Consider the following 15,004-nt stretch of genomic DNA (forward strand, 5'->3'; position numbering starts at 1 on the left):
GGCGGCATGACACAGCGTTTCCGCTGGCGCACGACACCAGGATCAACCCGCCGGAGGCGGCGCAAACTCCAGCACCGTGATCTCGCGGCCCAGCGCCGTTGTTTGCTGCGGATGACCGAGTGCCGCGAGCTTCGCCTCGAAACCCGCAAGACTTTCGCGCTGTCCCAGCGCCGAGCGTCCGTTCACCGCCCATACCCGGCTGCCCTGCCTCCAGCGCGCCACAGCCAGATCCAGCCGGCCAGTCACCAGGGCCTTGCTGGCCAACGGCGGCTGGCTGCGTGGCTGCAGGGTCGACAGCATCGCGGGGGCATTCGGATCGTCCACGTAGATCGTGTCGCCGGGCCGAGCGACTGTCGCCAACATGGCGGCGGTGCGATCCCAGCGCGGCTTGGCTTCGACGCGATACACCGGCCACAGGTTGAGCAGGCACAGCAAGGGCAACGCTACCGCGATGATCGGCCGCCACCGCTGCGGCAGCGCGGCAGCGCCCACGCCAGCCAGCACGAAGAACGCCAACGCGCTCCACAGCAGGTAACGCGGCACCAGCATCGGCTTGACCAGCGACACCGCCAGCAGCAGCAGGGGAAGCACGGCGAAGGCCAGGCCCAGCACGCGTCCTTCCATGCGCCCGCGCAGACGGAACAGCCCCAGCCCGCAGAGCACCACCACGCAAGGCGAGAGCACGGCCGCCCCGGCCGGCATCAGGCCGAACTGCACCACCTCGGCCGGGCGCATCAGGTAGATGCTGCCGGCCGCCACCCACAGCCCGCGCCAGCTCAGCGCGGGTACCCAGTCGAAGACATCAAGCATGCGCGCGTTGCTGGCGACGCATATCGCGACGTAGAACGGCAGGCAACACGCCAGCACCAACGCCTGTATCCACAACCAGTTACGCAGAAATCCATGCGCCAGGGCCGGTGGATGCGTCACGCGCAGGTGCCGCCAGATGCAGAACAGCGTGCCGTTGGAGGCCAGCAGCCAGGGCATCGCATCGCCCAGCAGGTCCAGCGCACCGATGGTTCCGGCAAACCAGGCCGCCCACTCCAGCCACAGGTTGTCCGGGCGGCGCCAGCCCAGGGCGGCGCGTACCGGCTGCTGCGCCAGACCTATCAGGCCCCACAGCGCGATCGCGACCAGCAACAACAGCAGCGCATACGAACGCGCTTCCTGGCCGTACTGCACCTGAGTGGGCGCGAGCGCCATCAACAGCGCGGCCATGCAACCTGCAAAACGCCCGGCGGCCCGTCGCCCGATCGCGAACACCACGCCGACCGACAGCGCGCCGAACAGCGCCGAGGGCAGGCGCAACGCGGCGAAGTCCGGCTGCGCCGGCATCAGTGAGCGCAGCAGCAGGAAATAATTGGGCATGTGCCGGTTGGCGAAGCTGTCGGCGATCAGCGTCGCGGTGTCCAGGCGGATGCGTTGGTAGGTGAAAACCTCGTCCAGCCAGAACGGCTGGTGGCCCAGGCGGATGCAGCGAGCGGCCAAGGCCAGCAGCGACAGCAGCACCAGCCACGTCCAGTCGCCGCGGGACCAGCTGGCGCCGACCATGGGGCGAGGCTCCCGCATGAACGACGGCGAAGCGGGGCGCAAGACGGTATCGGCGTACATCGACGGCATGGCGGACGGCAAGATCGGCAGGATTCCCCAGCCATCCAACGCCACCAATGTTTCAGCGTTGTCTCCGTTGTCGTGGACGTTGGTCGCCGTTCAGTCCGGCGAGACCGCCCATGGGCGTGCTGGCTGTGGCCGCAGGCGCAGCCGCCAGTCCACGCCAACCTGGCGTTGCTCGACCACGGCAAGCCGCCAGCGTTCGGCCATCGACGCCAGCGGCGGCAGCTCCAGCAGCGGGCATGCCAGGTCGCCCAACAGGACTGGGGCGACGTACAACAGCAGTTCGTCGACCAAGCCCGCAACCAGCAGAGCGCCGCCGAGCCGGGAGCCCGCTTCCACGTGAAGTTCGTTGACTTCGAGGCGTGCCAGCAGCGCCAGCACGGCGTTCAGATCGAGCCGCCCGTTTCCGTCCAGCAGCACGCCTGCATGGCGCACGGACGCCGGCGCAACGGTTGGCGGCGCCCGTTGCGCATCGTGGATGCACAGGGTGGGCGCGGTGGCATCCATCACGTGAAAGTGCGCCGGCACGCGCAGGTCGCGGTCCAGCACCACCCGCAACGGCGTCGCGAAGGCTTCGGCCACCGGCAGGCGCACAGTGAGATGGGGATCGTCCGCCAGCACCGTGCCGCTGCCAGTGAGAATGGCGCTTGAGCGCGCACGCCAGCGGTGCCCGTCGGCGCGGGCGGCTTCGCCGGTGATCCACTTCGACTCCCCATTGGCCAATGCGGTACGGCCGTCCAGGCTCATCGCCAGCTTCAGCCGCACGAAAGGGCGACCGCGCTCGAGGCGGCTGAAGAAGCCGACGTTGAGTTCTCTCGCTTCGTCACGCAGCAGACCGGCGTCCACGGTCATGCCGGCGGCGCGCAGCTTTGCGATGCCACGACCGGCCACCTGCGGGAAGGGATCCTCCGCCGCGATCACCACGCGCGCCACGCCGGCGGCGACCAGTGCATCCGTGCAGGGTGGCGTGCGGCCGTGATGGGCACAGGGTTCCAGCGTCACATAGGCGGTGGCTCCGCGTACGCGTTCACCCGCCTCGCGCAGTGCATGCACCTCGGCATGCGGTTCGCCCGCGCGCCGGTGCCAGCCACTGCCGACCACCTCGTCGCCGTGCGCGATCACGCAACCCACGCGCGGGTTGGGTTGCGTGGTGTACAGGCCACGCTCGGCAAGGCGCAGTGCGTGCGCCATGTGCTGGTGATCGAGGGCGGTGAAGGCTTGGCTCATGCTGATCCTCCTCGCCGGGGAGAGCGGCAAGGTGACTAACCTTTGCGGGAGCGGCGCGGCTCCGCACCTTCGCCGCTGCCCAGCAGCGACAACTGCAGCTTTTCCAGCTCGGGCAAGTCGTGCTCCAGCCGTGCGATTTCTTCGAGGAAAGCCTGCACGTCCTCGAACTTGCGGTAGACCGAGGCGAAGCGCACGTAAGCTACCTGGTCGAGCTTCTTCAGCTCGCGCATCACCAGCTCGCCGACCTGGCGCGAAGGCACCTCGCGCTCACCGCTGCGGCGCAGGTCGTTGATGATCTCGCGCACCGCGCTGTCCACGTTGTGGCTGGCCACCGGGCGCTTCTGCAACGCGCGCTCGAAGCTAACCCTGAGCTTGCGCTCGTCGAAGGCCTCGCGTCGCTCGCCGCTCTTCACGATGGCAGGCAGCTTGAGCTCGGCCGTCTCGAAAGTGTTGAAGCGTTCGCCGCACTGCGGACACTCGCGACGACGGCGCACGGTGGAGCCGTCGTCGGTGAGGCGCGAGTCGATCACGCGGGTGTCTTCGTGCTGGCAGAAGGGGCAATGCATGTCAGCGAGTGTCGATCATTGCCTGCACGAATGCACGTACCGGCGGCGGGAGCCGATCTTGCAGCGCACCACGCTCGTGCTGGAACAGCGTGACGACGAAAAACGGATGGTCGTCCAATTCCAGGCCACGCACGTCACCGACGCGATCCACCGCGTTGATGCGCAGCGGGCCATCGGCGAGTGCTGTGTGGAATTCCGGGTTCAATCCGTAGTTGCAGTGGTAACCCTCGGCGGCCTCGGTGACGCCATAGGCTTTCGCCAACCGGGAACCCTCGACCAGTCGCAGGGCATCGGTCACCTCGACCAACGGACACGAGAGCGGCACGATGACCTGGCGCTGCGCGTCGGGCGCGGTTTCGGCATGCTCTGCGTCGCGCCATCCCAGTACGTTGCGCGCGTATTCGATCACCGCATGCTGGAAGCCGCCGCACGTGCCCAGGAAGGGCACGTGCCGCTCACGCGCCACGCGGATGGCCGCAAGCGCAGCATCCATGTCGCGATAAGGGCTGGCCGGTACGCACCAGAGTCCGTCGAACTCGGCCAATGCAGCCCCATCGCCGATCGTATCGGTCGGCAGCCAAACCGGCTCGACCGTCATCTCGCAAGCCTCGGCCGCCTTCTGCAGCGCCAGTGGGATGGCGCGATGGGCGATCACCCCGTCGTTGCGATCGCCGATCAGTCCTACCTGCAGGGCTGGCATGCCGGATCGCTCAGCCGTAGACCGGAAACTTCCTGCACTGCGCCTCGACCTTGGCGCGCACGGCGGCGATCACCGCCTCGTCGTTCGGCGCGTCGAGCACGTCGCAGATCCAGTTCGCCAGATCCACGCAATCGGCCTCCTGATAGCCGCGAGTGGTGACGGCCGGGGTGCCCACGCGCAGGCCGGAAGTGACGAAGGGCTTCTGCGGGTCGTTCGGCACGGCGTTCTTGTTGACCGTAATGTGCGCCTTGCCCAGCGCGGCTTCCGCGTCCTTGCCGGTGACGCCCTTGCCGATCATGTCGATCAGCATGAGGTGGTTCTCGGTGCCGCCGGAAACGATCTTGTAGCCGCGCGCGATGATGGTCTTGGCCATCGCCTGGGCGTTCTTCACCACCTGCGCCTGGTAGTCCTTGAAGGCCGGTTCCAGCGCTTCCTTGAAGGCCACCGCCTTGGCGGCGATCACGTGCATCAGGGGGCCGCCCTGGATGCCGGGGAACACGATGGACTGCAGCTTCTTCTCGATCTCCTCCGCACCCTCGCCCATGCCCTGCTTGCTGGCGACGATGATGCCGCCGCGCGGGCCGCGCAGGGTCTTGTGGGTGGTGGAGGTAACCACGTGCGCATGCGGCAGCGGACTGGGGTATACGCCCGCGGCGATCAGACCGGCGACGTGCGCCATGTCCACGAACAGGTAGGCGCCGACCTTGTCGGCGATGGCGCGGAAGCGCGCCCAGTCCATCACCTGCGAATAGGCGCTGAAGCCGGCCACGATCATCTTGGGCTTGTGTTCGAGGGCGAGGCGCTCGACCTCGTCCATGTCGACAATGCCGTTGCCGTCCACGCCGTACTGCACGGCGTTGAGGATCTTGCCCGACAGGTTGACCTTGGCGCCGTGGGTAAGGTGGCCGCCGTGCGCCAGGCTCATGCCGAGGATGGTGTCGCCCGGCTGCAGCAGCGCGAAGTACACCGCCTGGTTGGCCTGCGAGCCGGAGTGCGGCTGCACGTTGGCGTAGTCGGCGCCGAACAGCAGCTTCACGCGGTCGATGGCCAGCTTCTCGGCCACGTCCACGTACTCGCAACCGCCGTAATAGCGCTTGCCCGGATAGCCTTCGGCGTACTTGTTGGTGAGCTTGGAACCCTGCGCTTCCATCACCCGCGGACTGGCGTAGTTCTCGGAGGCGATCAATTCGACATGGTCTTCCTGACGACGACCTTCATCAGCAATGGCCTTGGCCAGCTCGGAGTCGTAGCCGGCGATGGTGCAGTCCTTCGGGAACATTCGAACCTCGTGGATCCGGGGATGGGAAAGGGGCCGCCCATGATAGCGCAGCCAGTGCATCCGGCTGCGAATAGCCGTCCGGACACGATTTACTGCTTGACGAACAGCCCCACGGTCAATGCGATGCCGATGCACACCACGACCACGCGCAGCACCTTCTCGTTGACCCGGCGCAGCAGGTAGGCGCCGATCTGGCCGCCGACGATGGCCGGCACCGCCACGCAGGCGATCAGCCGCCATGGCAACGTGTGTGCCTGCACCATGAAGATCACCACCGCCGCCGCGTTCATCACCGCCGCCAGCACGTTCTTGGTGGCACCGGCCACGCGCACGGCCAGCCCCGCCGCCGTCAGCGCCGCCAGCATCAGGATGCCGATGCCGGCGCCGAAGTAACCGCCGTAGATGGCGATGCCGACCTGCGCTGCCAACGCCGCCTTGTGGCCCAGCGCAGGCGGCTCGCCTTCCTTGCGCGGCTTGCGGAAGAAGCTGCCCCAGGCAAATACCACGGTGGCGAACAGCACCAGGAACGGCACCAGCCTGGTAAACACGCTGACCGGCGTCACCAGCAGCAGCACCGCGCCCGCCGCGCCGCCGGCCAGACTGATCCAGAACAGGATGCGGAACGACAGGCCCTCGGCGCCGGAAACCTGCCTGCGCCCTGCCAGTCCGGTGGTTACCTGTCCCGGGAACAGCGCGATGGTCGAAGCGATGTTCGCCATGCGCGGATCGAGGCCGGCGAACAGCAGCGCCGGGAACGTCATGAACGAGCCGCCGCCCGCCAGCGCGTTCTGCACGCCGGCGGCAAAGGAGACGAGGATGAGCAGGGGCAGCGACCAGGCGGCGGGCATCGGCATCGGGTCCATAGGCACGAGACGCCATTCTGCCAGCGCGGCGCGCCCGCCATGGCGGGAAAAGGGGCTATCGGCGATAATTGGCGGTCTTTGTTTTCCCCTGCCTGCCCAGACCGCCTTCGCGGCCTGCGGGCTGCCCTGAGGAGCACCCATGCAATACATCTACACCATGAACGGGGTCAGCAAGATCGTCCCGCCGAAGCGCCAGATCATCAAGGACATCTCGCTGAGCTTCTTCCCCGGCGCGAAGATCGGCCTGCTCGGCGTCAATGGCGCGGGCAAGTCCACCGTGCTGAAAATCATGGCCGGCGTGGATACCGACTTCCAGGGCGAGGCGCGTGCGCAACCCGGCACCAAGGTCGGCTACCTGGCGCAGGAGCCGGACCTGAACCCGGAAAAGACCGTGCGCGAAGTGGTCGAGGAAGGCGTATCGGTGATCCTCGATGCGCAGAAGCGGCTGGAGGAAGTCTATGCCGCCTATGCCGAGGACGGCGCCGACTTCGACGCGCTCGCCAAGGAACAGGAACAGCTGGAAGGCATCCTGGCCGCGAACGACGCCCACGCGCTGGAACGCCAGCTCGAGGTGGCCGCCGACGCGCTGCGCCTGCCGCCGTGGGACGCCAAGGTCGGCCCGCTGTCCGGCGGCGAGAAGCGCCGCGTGGCGCTGTGCCGCCTGCTGCTGTCCAAGCCGGACATGCTGCTGCTGGACGAACCGACCAACCATCTCGACGCCGAATCCGTCGACTGGCTGGAGCAGTTTCTGCACGATTACCCCGGCACCGTGGTGGCGGTCACCCATGACCGCTACTTCCTCGACAACGCAGCCGAGTGGATCCTCGAACTCGACCGCGGCCGCGGCATCCCGTGGAAGGGCAACTACACCGAATGGCTGGAGCAGAAGGACGCGCGCCTGAAGCAGGAAGCCAACCAGGAGAAGTCGCGCCAGAAGGCGATCGAGAAGGAACTGGAGTGGGTGCGTTCGGCCGCCAAGGGCCGCCAGTCCAAGGGCAAGGCGCGCCTGGCCCGCTTCGAAGAACTGAACTCGGTCGACTACCAGCGCCGCAACGAAACCAACGAGATCTTCATTCCGCCGGGCGAGCGCCTGGGCCAGGAAGTGATCGAGTTCAAGAACGTCACCAAGTCGTTCGGCGACCGCGTGCTGATCGAGGACCTGTCGTTCAAGGTGCCGCCGGGCGCCATCATCGGCGTGATCGGCCCCAACGGCGCCGGCAAGTCCACCCTGATGAAGATGATCATGGGCAAGGAGACGCCGGACTCGGGCGAGGTGAAGCTGGGCCACACCACCAAGCTGGCCTACGTCGACCAGTCGCGCGACGCGCTCGACCCGAAGAACAACGTGTGGCAGGAAGTTTCCGGCGGTTCGGACATCCTCACCATCGGCAACTTCGAGATCCAGTCGCGCGCCTACATCGGCCGCTTCAACTTCAAGGGCACCGACCAGCAGAAGATCGTCGGCAGCCTGTCCGGCGGCGAACGCGGCCGCCTGCACATGGCCAAGACCCTGCTGCAGGGCGGCAACGTGCTGCTGCTCGACGAACCGTCCAACGACCTCGACGTGGAAACCCTGCGCGCGCTGGAAGATGCGCTGCTGGAATTCCCCGGCGCGGCGATCGTGATCTCGCATGACCGCTGGTTCCTCGACCGCATCGCCACGCACATCATCGCGTTCGAAGGCGACTCGCACGTCGAGTTCTTCCCCGGCAACTACAACGAGTACGAGGCGGACAAGAAGCGCCGCCTGGGCGACGAGGCCGCAAAGCCGCATCGTGTGAAGTACAAGAAGCTGGCGTAAGCACGACTCTTTGCGTTTGCCTCCTCTCCCCTCTGGGAGTGGGGAAGGGCCATGGATGGCCCTGCTCTGAGGAGCGCGGAAGAGGATTGAGGTGAGGGGCCAAGGCTGGCCTCGATCTCCGGAAGAACAGCACCACCATCAGGCGGCAACGCAAGATTGTCCTTCACCCCAACCCTCTCCCGGAGGGGCGAGGGAGCAAACCAAAGCGGCGACGAGGAAATTCCGATGCACTTCATGCAGTCCCTGCAAAACGCATGGCAGCGCCACCGTTCTCTCGTCTGCGTCGGCCTCGATCCCGAACCCGCAAAATTCCCGGCGCACTTGCAGGGTCATACTGACGCGGTGTTCGAGTTCTGCCGCGACATCGTCGACGCCACCGCCGACCTGGCCTGCGCGTTCAAGCCGCAGATCGCGCATTTCGCCGCCCTGCGCGCGGAAGAGGCGCTGGAACGACTGATTGCGCACATCCACGCCCGGCACCCCGGCGTGCCGGTGATCCTCGACGCCAAGCGCGGCGACATCGGCAGCACCGCGCAGCACTACGCCAGCGAAGCGTTCGAGCGCTACCAGGCGGACGCGGTGACGCTGAATCCCTACCTTGGCCGCGACTCCATCGCTCCCTTCCTCGAGCGCGCCGATAAGGGCGCGATCCTGCTATGCCGCACTTCCAACCCCGGCGGCGCGGATTTCCAGGCGCTGGACTGCGGCGGTGCGCCGCTCTACCTGCGCGTGGCCGAAACCATCGCCCGCGACTGGAATGCGCACGGCAACTGCGCACTGGTCACCGGCGCCACCTGGCCGGAGGAACTGGGCCAGGTGCGCGGCGTGGTGGGCGACATGCCCCTGCTGGTGCCCGGCATCGGTGCGCAGGGCGGCGATGTGGAAGCCGTGCTCAGGCATGGCCTCACGGCCGGCGGCAGCGGCCTGATGATCTCCTCCTCGCGTGCCATCCTCTACGCCGGCAGCGGCGAGGACTTCGCCCAGGCCGCGCGGGCGGCCGCGCAGGAACTGCGCGACAACATCAACCGGCACCGCCGCGCCTGATTGCTCCTCCATAGGAGCGCACCCTGTGCGCGATGGCTTTTGCTCCGATCAGTACCAGAGCCATCGCGCACAGGGTGCTCCTACACAAACCCACCAGCCGCCTCCTGGCATGTCGAACACGCAACTCGGCCACCGCACGCACCAGCCCGCGCCCGCGAAGCACGCGCTCTGCCTGCTGGCGCACGACGTGCGGCGACCTGCGAACGTGGGCGGCCTGTTCCGTCTCGCCGACGCGCTGGGCATCGAGAAGATTTTCCTGACCGGCGGCTCCTGCACGCCGGCGCACCCGAAGGCACGCAAGGCCGCGCGCACCACCGAGCAACGCGTGCCGTTCGAGCAGGCCGACGATCCGCTGCCGATCGTGACCGGGCTGAAACGGGCCGGTTACCGCATCGTCAGCCTGGAAATCAGCTCGACCAGCATCGACCTCGCCGAGCTCGCCATCACGCCCGGCGAGCGCATCTGCCTGGTCCTCGGCAACGAGAGCGCCGGCGTCTGCCAGCCGCTGCTGGACGCCTCGGACGCCACCGTGCACATCCCGATGCGCGGCGAGAATTCCTCGATGAACGTCGCCAGTGCCTGCGCCATCGCCACTTACGTCATCGCGCGAAAGCTGGAATGATCCTCGAAGGAAGCGTCGCCACGGCACCTGGCTGAAGTCGCCACCCCGCATCGAGGTCCACTCATGCGCACCAACCGGTCCATCCCGAACGCCACCATCATCCCCGTGCTCGGCTACGCCGACGTGCACGAGGCCGCCGATTGGCTGTGCCGGGCTTTCGGGTTCCGTACCAGGCTGCGCATCGGCGACCATCGCATCCAGCTTGTCTACGGTGACGGCGCGATGGTGGTCAGCGACGCCGGCCCGGAAAGCGACGAACAGCCGCCGCGGCAATCCGTGATGGTGCGGGTGGAAGATGCCGACGCACATCATGCGCATGCCGTCGCCGCGGGGGCGCGCATCGTCCGCGAGCCGGCCAGCTGGCCCTTTGGCGAACGCCAGTATTCGGCCATGGACATCGGCGGCCACCTGTGGACGTTCACGCAGACGGTGGCCGATGCGGACCCTGCCAGCTGGGGCGGCGAACTGGTCGAGCATTGAGCTTGCGCCCGCCTGGCGACACGACCGCCGGCGGTTCCGGCGCTTTGTCAGTTCCGCCCCCGCACCCGTACAATTCAGGGCTTTGACGCCAGATTCCGCACCCGGCCGGTGCGCGCCATCGCGAGCCCCCATGGAAAAGAGTTTCGAACCCGCCCAGATCGAGTCGACGTGGTACGCCCGCTGGGAAGCCAGCGGCGCGTTCAGGCCGTCCGGCCAGGGCGAACCCTACTGCATCCTGCTGCCGCCGCCGAACGTCACCGGCACCCTGCACATGGGCCATGCCTTCCAGCAGACCGTGATGGACATGCTGGTGCGCTACCAGCGCATGCGCGGCATGAACGTGCTCTGGCAGGTAGGCACCGACCACGCAGGCATCGCCACCCAGAAGATCGTGGAGAACCAGCTCGCCGCCGAGGGCAAGACGCGCCACGACCTGGGACGCGAGCCGTTCGTGGAACGCGTGTGGCAGTGGAAGGAGGAATCCGGCTCCACCATCACCAACCAGATGCGTCGCATCGGCGCCGCCGCGGATTGGTCGCGCGAGCGCTTCACCATGGACGAAGGCCTCTCCGCCGCGGTGCGCAAGGTGTTCGTGGAGTGGTATCGCGCCGGCCTGGTCTACCGCGGCAACCGGCTGGTGAACTGGGACCCGGTGCTGGGCACCGCCGTCTCCGACCTCGAAGTGAACAACGTGGAGCGCGACGGCCACATGTGGTCGATTCGCTACCCGGTCACCGGCAGCGACGAATCGCTGGTGGTCGCCACCACGCGTCCGGAAACCATGCTGGGCGACGTCGCCGTGGCCGTGCATCCGGAGGATGAGCGCTACGCGCACCTCATCGGCAAGATGCTCACGCTGCCTCTGTCGAACCGCGAGATCCCGGTGATCGCCGACGACTATGTGGACCGCGAGTTCGGCACCGGCTGCGTGAAGATCACCCCCGCGCACGATTTCAACGACTACGCCATCGGCCAGCGCCACAAGCTCGCGCCGATCACCATCTTCACGCTGGATGCAAAGGTCAACGACAACGGGCCGGAAGCCTATCGCGGCCTCGACCGCTACGACGCACGCAAGCGTGTGCTGGCCGACCTCGAAGCCGCCGGCCTGCTGGTCGAAACCAAGGCGCACAAGCTGCAGGTGCCGGTGAGCCAGCGCTCGGACGCTGTGATCGAACCGATGCTTACCGACCAGTGGTTCGTCGACCTCACGTCGGACATCCAGGCGGACGGCCGTCCGGGCGGCCGCAGGGCGATCACCGAACCCGCGCTCGACGCCGTGCGCTCGGGCGAGGTCAAGTTCGTGCCGGAAAACTGGAGTACCACCTACACGCAGTGGCTGGACAACATCCAAGACTGGTGCATCAGCCGCCAGCTCTGGTGGGGCCACCGCATCCCGGCGTGGTACGACGAAGCGGGCAGCATCTTCGTGGGCGAGGACGAGGCGGACGCGCGCGCGCATGCCGCCGTCGCGCCGGTCGGCGCGCTGAAGCAGGACGAGGACGTACTGGACACCTGGTTCAGCTCCGCGCTGTGGCCGTTCTCCACCCTTGGCTGGCCACTGGATGGCCCGGTGAAGAACGAGCGCGGCGAAGTCATCGCCAACTGGCAAGCCGACAAGATCTTCCTGCCCAGCGCGGTGCTGGTCACCGGCTTCGACATCATCTTCTTCTGGGTCGCGCGCATGGTGATGGCGACCAAGTACTTCACCGGCCAGGTGCCGTTCCGCGAGGTGTACATCAACGCCATCGTGCGCGACGCCGAAGGCCAGAAGATGTCCAAGTCCAAGGGCAACACGCTGGACCCGCTGGACCTGATCGACGGCATCGAGCTGGAGCCGCTGGTGGCGAAGTCCACCCGGTCGTTGCTGATCCCGCAGGTGCGCGAGAAGGTGGAAAAGCGCATCCGCAAGGAATACCCCGAGGGCATCAAGGCCATCGGCACCGACGCGCTGCGCTTCACCTTCGCCGCGCTGGCCAGCTACAGCCGCACCATCAACTTCGACCTGAAGCGCGCCGAGGGCTACAAGGCGTTCTGCAACAAGCTGTGGAACGCCGCACGCTTCGTGCTGATGAACCTGCCCGAGGGTCGGATTCCCGCACCCGCCGGTGCGCCGGCAACCGAAGCCGAACGCTGGATCCTCACCCGTCTCCGGCAGACGCTGGCGGCAGTGGAGCAGCATTTCGCCTCGTACCGCTTCGACCACCTGGCGCAGGCGCTGTACGAATTCGTGTGGAACGAGTATTGCGACTGGTTCCTGGAGCTGTCGAAGCCTGCCCTCAACGGCGAGGATGCGGCAGCGGCCGCGTCGACGCGCCACACTTTGCTGGTAGTGCTGGAAGCGGTGCTGCGCGCGCTGCACCCGGTGATCCCGTTCATCACCGAAGAGATCTACCAGGAAGTGGCGCCGCGCCTCAGCCTCGCCGAATCCAGCGTGTACGCGCGCCCCTACCCGTGTGCTGCGGACTTCGCATCCGATGCCGCGGCCGCCGCCGAGATCGAGTGGTTCAAGGCCGTGCTCTCCGGCATCCGCAGGATCCGTTCGGAAATGAACATCGCACCGGGCAAGACCATCCCGCTGCTGCTCGCCGGTGGCGAAGCCACGGATAGCACGCGTGCCGCGAAGTTCGCCGCGCAGATCGCCTTTCTGGCCCGCACCGAATCGCCGGCGTGGATCGAACCAGGCGCAGAGGAACCTGCCGCAGCTGCCGCCGTGGTCGGCTCCCTGCGCGTGCTGATCCCGCTGGCCGGCCTGATCGACCTCGGCGCCGAGCAGGCGCGCCTCGCCAAGGAAATCGCCCGCGTCGAAGGCGAGATCAAGAAGTGCGAGGGCAAGCTGGGCAACGCGAACTTCGTCGCCAATGCACCGGCGGAAGTGGTGGCACAGGAGCGCCAACGCATCGTGGACTGGAACACCCAGCTCGCGGCGATGCGGGAGCAGGCGGGAAAGCTGAAGGGTTGACTGACTTTCCCCCTCTCCCCCTGGGGAGAGGGTTGGGGTGAGGGGCCAATCTTGCGACAGAAGCAAAGCACCCTCGCCTATTTCCCAATATGGCCCATGGCCGTATTGGGATCGAGCTCCATCACGATCGCGTCCTCGCGTCCGTCCTTCGCAGGGTAATAGCGCGGCCTGCGACCGATCTCGCGAAAACCCACCGATTCGTACAACGCCTTCGCCAAGGGGTTCGAGGGTCGCACCTCCAGGAACACGCGCTGGGCGCCGCTCCAGCGCGACACGTCCAGCAGACGGCCCAACAGGTGCCGGCCCAAGCCCTGCCCGCGGTATGCGTCGGCGATGCAGATGTTGAGGACGTGCGCCTCGCCCGCGCCTGCCGAGAGGATGCCGTAGCCGGCCACTTCCTCGTCGACGCAAAGCACCCAGCAGGGATGCCCCGCCCTGATGCAGTCGGCGAAGATGCCACGCGTCCACGGAAAGTCGTAGGAAGCCTGCTCCACCGCCGCGACCGCATCGAGGTCGTCCATGCGCATCAGGCGCATGTGGCTGGCCGGTTTGGCCACCGCGACCATTGCGCCTACCGTCCCGCCGCAAGACCGCGGCGCAAGGTGCGCAACGCGATCCACAACCGCCGCTTGGCCGAAGGGTCGCCCAGCAGGCGCACGGGCTCGTCCACCAGCACGATCTGCGCCCGTGCAGTCACCTGCATCGGCAAGCTGCGCCCCAGCGCGTGCGCCTGCGCTTCCCCACAGGCCAGGTAGGCGCGCGCCTGCGGCATCGCCGTTTCCGCTTCGCCTGGCGACACCCGCACGCGCGCGGCACGTGCCAATGCCGCGCCGCCGCTGGTCAATGCACGGCCGAGCAGATCCAGTTCGCGTGCATCGCAGGCAGCCGGCAACAACACCACGCAATCGGTACTGGACGCAGGCGACGGCAGCGCTTCAGCGGCCATGACCGGCGCGTCGGCAACGGCCTGCTGCCGGCGCTGCCAGGTCTCCAGCCCCAGGGCGCGCAACACGCGCTCGCGATGCGCGGCGGCAGACATCATCCGACTCCCCCGCGCCGTGCGCGCCGGCGATGCAGGGCCAGCCCCCACAACGTCATCACCGGGCCGGACAACAGATAGATGCTGAAGCCGACGAACAACACCCGCGGCGGGTCGAGATACAGCAACACCAGGATCAGCAGCGCCGTCACGATCCATCCGAACGGCACGTGCTGGCGGTCGCCCAGCGGCAGCGACTTGAAGCTGAAATAGCGGACGCGGCTGACCATGAGCAGACCGGTGATCACGGCGATCCACGGCGTGACGAAGCACAGTTCGGCACCGGGAATCTTGAACTTGTCCATCGTCCACACGAAGGACATGCACACCGCCGCCGCGGCCGGACTGGCGAGTCCCTGGAAATAACGCTTGTCCGCCACGCCTACCTGCGTGTTGAAGCGCGCCAGCCGCAGCGCGGCGCAGGCGGCATAGATGAAGGCGGCGGCCCAGCCCAGCTTGCCCAGCAGTGGACCGAAGTCGTGCAGCGTGGACAGCGACCATGTATACATCACCAGCGCCGGCGCCAAACCGAAGCTCACCAGGTCCGACAGCGAGTCGTACTGCACGCCGAACTCGCTCTGGGTGCCGGTAAGCCGCGCCACGCGGCCGTCCAGCCCATCCAGCAGCGCGGCGACGAACACCGCCACCGCCGCATCGGCGTAACGGCCGCCGATGCTGGCCAGGATCGCGTAGAAGCCGGCAAACATCGCCCCGGTGGTGAACAGGTTCGGCAACAGGTAAATGCCGCGATGCCTTGGCTGGCGGGCGGGCAGCGAGTCGCTCATGGAGCTATCCGTGACAGGGTGC

14 protein-coding genes are annotated in these 15,004 nt (G+C 67.2%); 5 read left to right on the plus strand and 9 right to left on the minus strand.

Annotated features, from left to right (window positions below; all coding sequences use genetic code 11):
• Positions 1–42: 42 nt before the first annotated feature.
• From IHE49_RS08660 to IHE49_RS08685, 6 genes are all read right to left on the minus strand, one after another.
• Positions 43–1,551, minus strand: a complete 1,509-nt coding sequence (locus tag IHE49_RS08660; protein WP_192156868.1) for a glycosyltransferase family 39 protein — start codon at positions 1,549–1,551, stop codon at positions 43–45.
• Positions 1,552–1,710: 159 nt separating this feature from the next.
• Positions 1,711–2,841, minus strand: coding sequence for a bifunctional diaminohydroxyphosphoribosylaminopyrimidine deaminase/5-amino-6-(5-phosphoribosylamino)uracil reductase RibD (gene ribD / locus IHE49_RS08665; protein WP_225578286.1), 1,131 nt, complete (start codon positions 2,839–2,841; stop codon positions 1,711–1,713).
• 35 nt (positions 2,842–2,876) lie between these two features.
• Positions 2,877–3,407 (minus strand): transcriptional regulator NrdR, encoded by a 531-nt coding sequence (gene nrdR / locus IHE49_RS08670; RefSeq protein ID WP_192156870.1) that lies wholly within the window; start codon positions 3,405–3,407, stop codon positions 2,877–2,879.
• 1 nt (position 3,408) lies between these two features.
• Positions 3,409–4,107 carry a CTP synthase gene (locus tag IHE49_RS08675; protein ID WP_192156873.1) on the minus strand — a complete coding sequence of 233 codons (699 nt, stop codon included), beginning with the start codon at positions 4,105–4,107 and terminating at the stop codon, positions 3,409–3,411.
• 10 nt (positions 4,108–4,117) lie between these two features.
• A complete protein-coding gene (gene glyA, locus IHE49_RS08680) occupies positions 4,118–5,386 on the minus strand; it encodes a serine hydroxymethyltransferase (RefSeq protein WP_192156875.1) in 1,269 nt (422 codons plus the stop codon).
• A gap of 89 nt (positions 5,387–5,475) precedes the next feature.
• Positions 5,476–6,234: a sulfite exporter TauE/SafE family protein gene (locus IHE49_RS08685; RefSeq protein WP_192156876.1), complete on the minus strand. Its 759-nt coding sequence runs from the start codon at positions 6,232–6,234 to the stop codon at positions 5,476–5,478.
• Between the two features lie 154 nt (positions 6,235–6,388).
• Between IHE49_RS08685 and ettA the strand changes: the two genes are divergently transcribed.
• The 5 genes from ettA (at position 6,389) to IHE49_RS08710 (ending at position 13,158) form a co-directional block, all read left to right on the plus strand.
• Entirely contained in the window at positions 6,389–8,050 is a 1,662-nt protein-coding gene (ettA, locus tag IHE49_RS08690) for an energy-dependent translational throttle protein EttA (RefSeq protein WP_192156877.1), read from the plus strand.
• Positions 8,051–8,275: 225 nt separating this feature from the next.
• Entirely contained in the window at positions 8,276–9,094 is an 819-nt protein-coding gene (gene pyrF / locus IHE49_RS08695) for an orotidine-5'-phosphate decarboxylase (protein ID WP_192156878.1), read from the plus strand.
• A gap of 109 nt (positions 9,095–9,203) precedes the next feature.
• Positions 9,204–9,716, plus strand: a complete 513-nt coding sequence (locus IHE49_RS08700) for a TrmH family RNA methyltransferase (RefSeq protein ID WP_192156879.1) — start codon at positions 9,204–9,206, stop codon at positions 9,714–9,716.
• A 63-nt stretch (positions 9,717–9,779) separates the two neighbouring features.
• Positions 9,780–10,196 (plus strand): VOC family protein, encoded by a 417-nt coding sequence (locus tag IHE49_RS08705; protein ID WP_192156880.1) that lies wholly within the window; start codon positions 9,780–9,782, stop codon positions 10,194–10,196.
• A gap of 130 nt (positions 10,197–10,326) precedes the next feature.
• Entirely contained in the window at positions 10,327–13,158 is a 2,832-nt protein-coding gene (locus tag IHE49_RS08710; RefSeq protein ID WP_192156885.1) for a valine--tRNA ligase, read from the plus strand.
• A gap of 77 nt (positions 13,159–13,235) precedes the next feature.
• On the opposite strand, the gene rimI is transcribed toward IHE49_RS08710, so the two are convergent.
• From rimI to pssA, 3 genes are read right to left on the minus strand one after another with little or no spacing between them, the layout of a single operon-like run.
• Positions 13,236–13,724, minus strand: a complete 489-nt coding sequence (gene rimI, locus IHE49_RS08715) for a ribosomal protein S18-alanine N-acetyltransferase (protein WP_192156887.1) — start codon at positions 13,722–13,724, stop codon at positions 13,236–13,238.
• Between the two features lie 5 nt (positions 13,725–13,729).
• The gene (locus IHE49_RS08720; RefSeq protein WP_192156889.1) at positions 13,730–14,197 is read right to left on the minus strand and encodes a hypothetical protein; all 468 of its coding nucleotides are present in this window, start codon (positions 14,195–14,197) and stop codon (positions 13,730–13,732) included.
• Entirely contained in the window at positions 14,197–14,982 is a 786-nt protein-coding gene (pssA, locus tag IHE49_RS08725) for a CDP-diacylglycerol--serine O-phosphatidyltransferase (protein ID WP_192156891.1), read from the minus strand. The genes IHE49_RS08720 and pssA overlap by 1 nt, the downstream gene beginning before the upstream one ends.
• Between the last annotated feature and the right edge of the window lie 22 nt (positions 14,983–15,004).

Source organism: Rhodanobacter sp. 7MK24 (assembly GCF_014842995.1).
Classification (GTDB): domain Bacteria; phylum Pseudomonadota; class Gammaproteobacteria; order Xanthomonadales; family Rhodanobacteraceae; genus Rhodanobacter_A.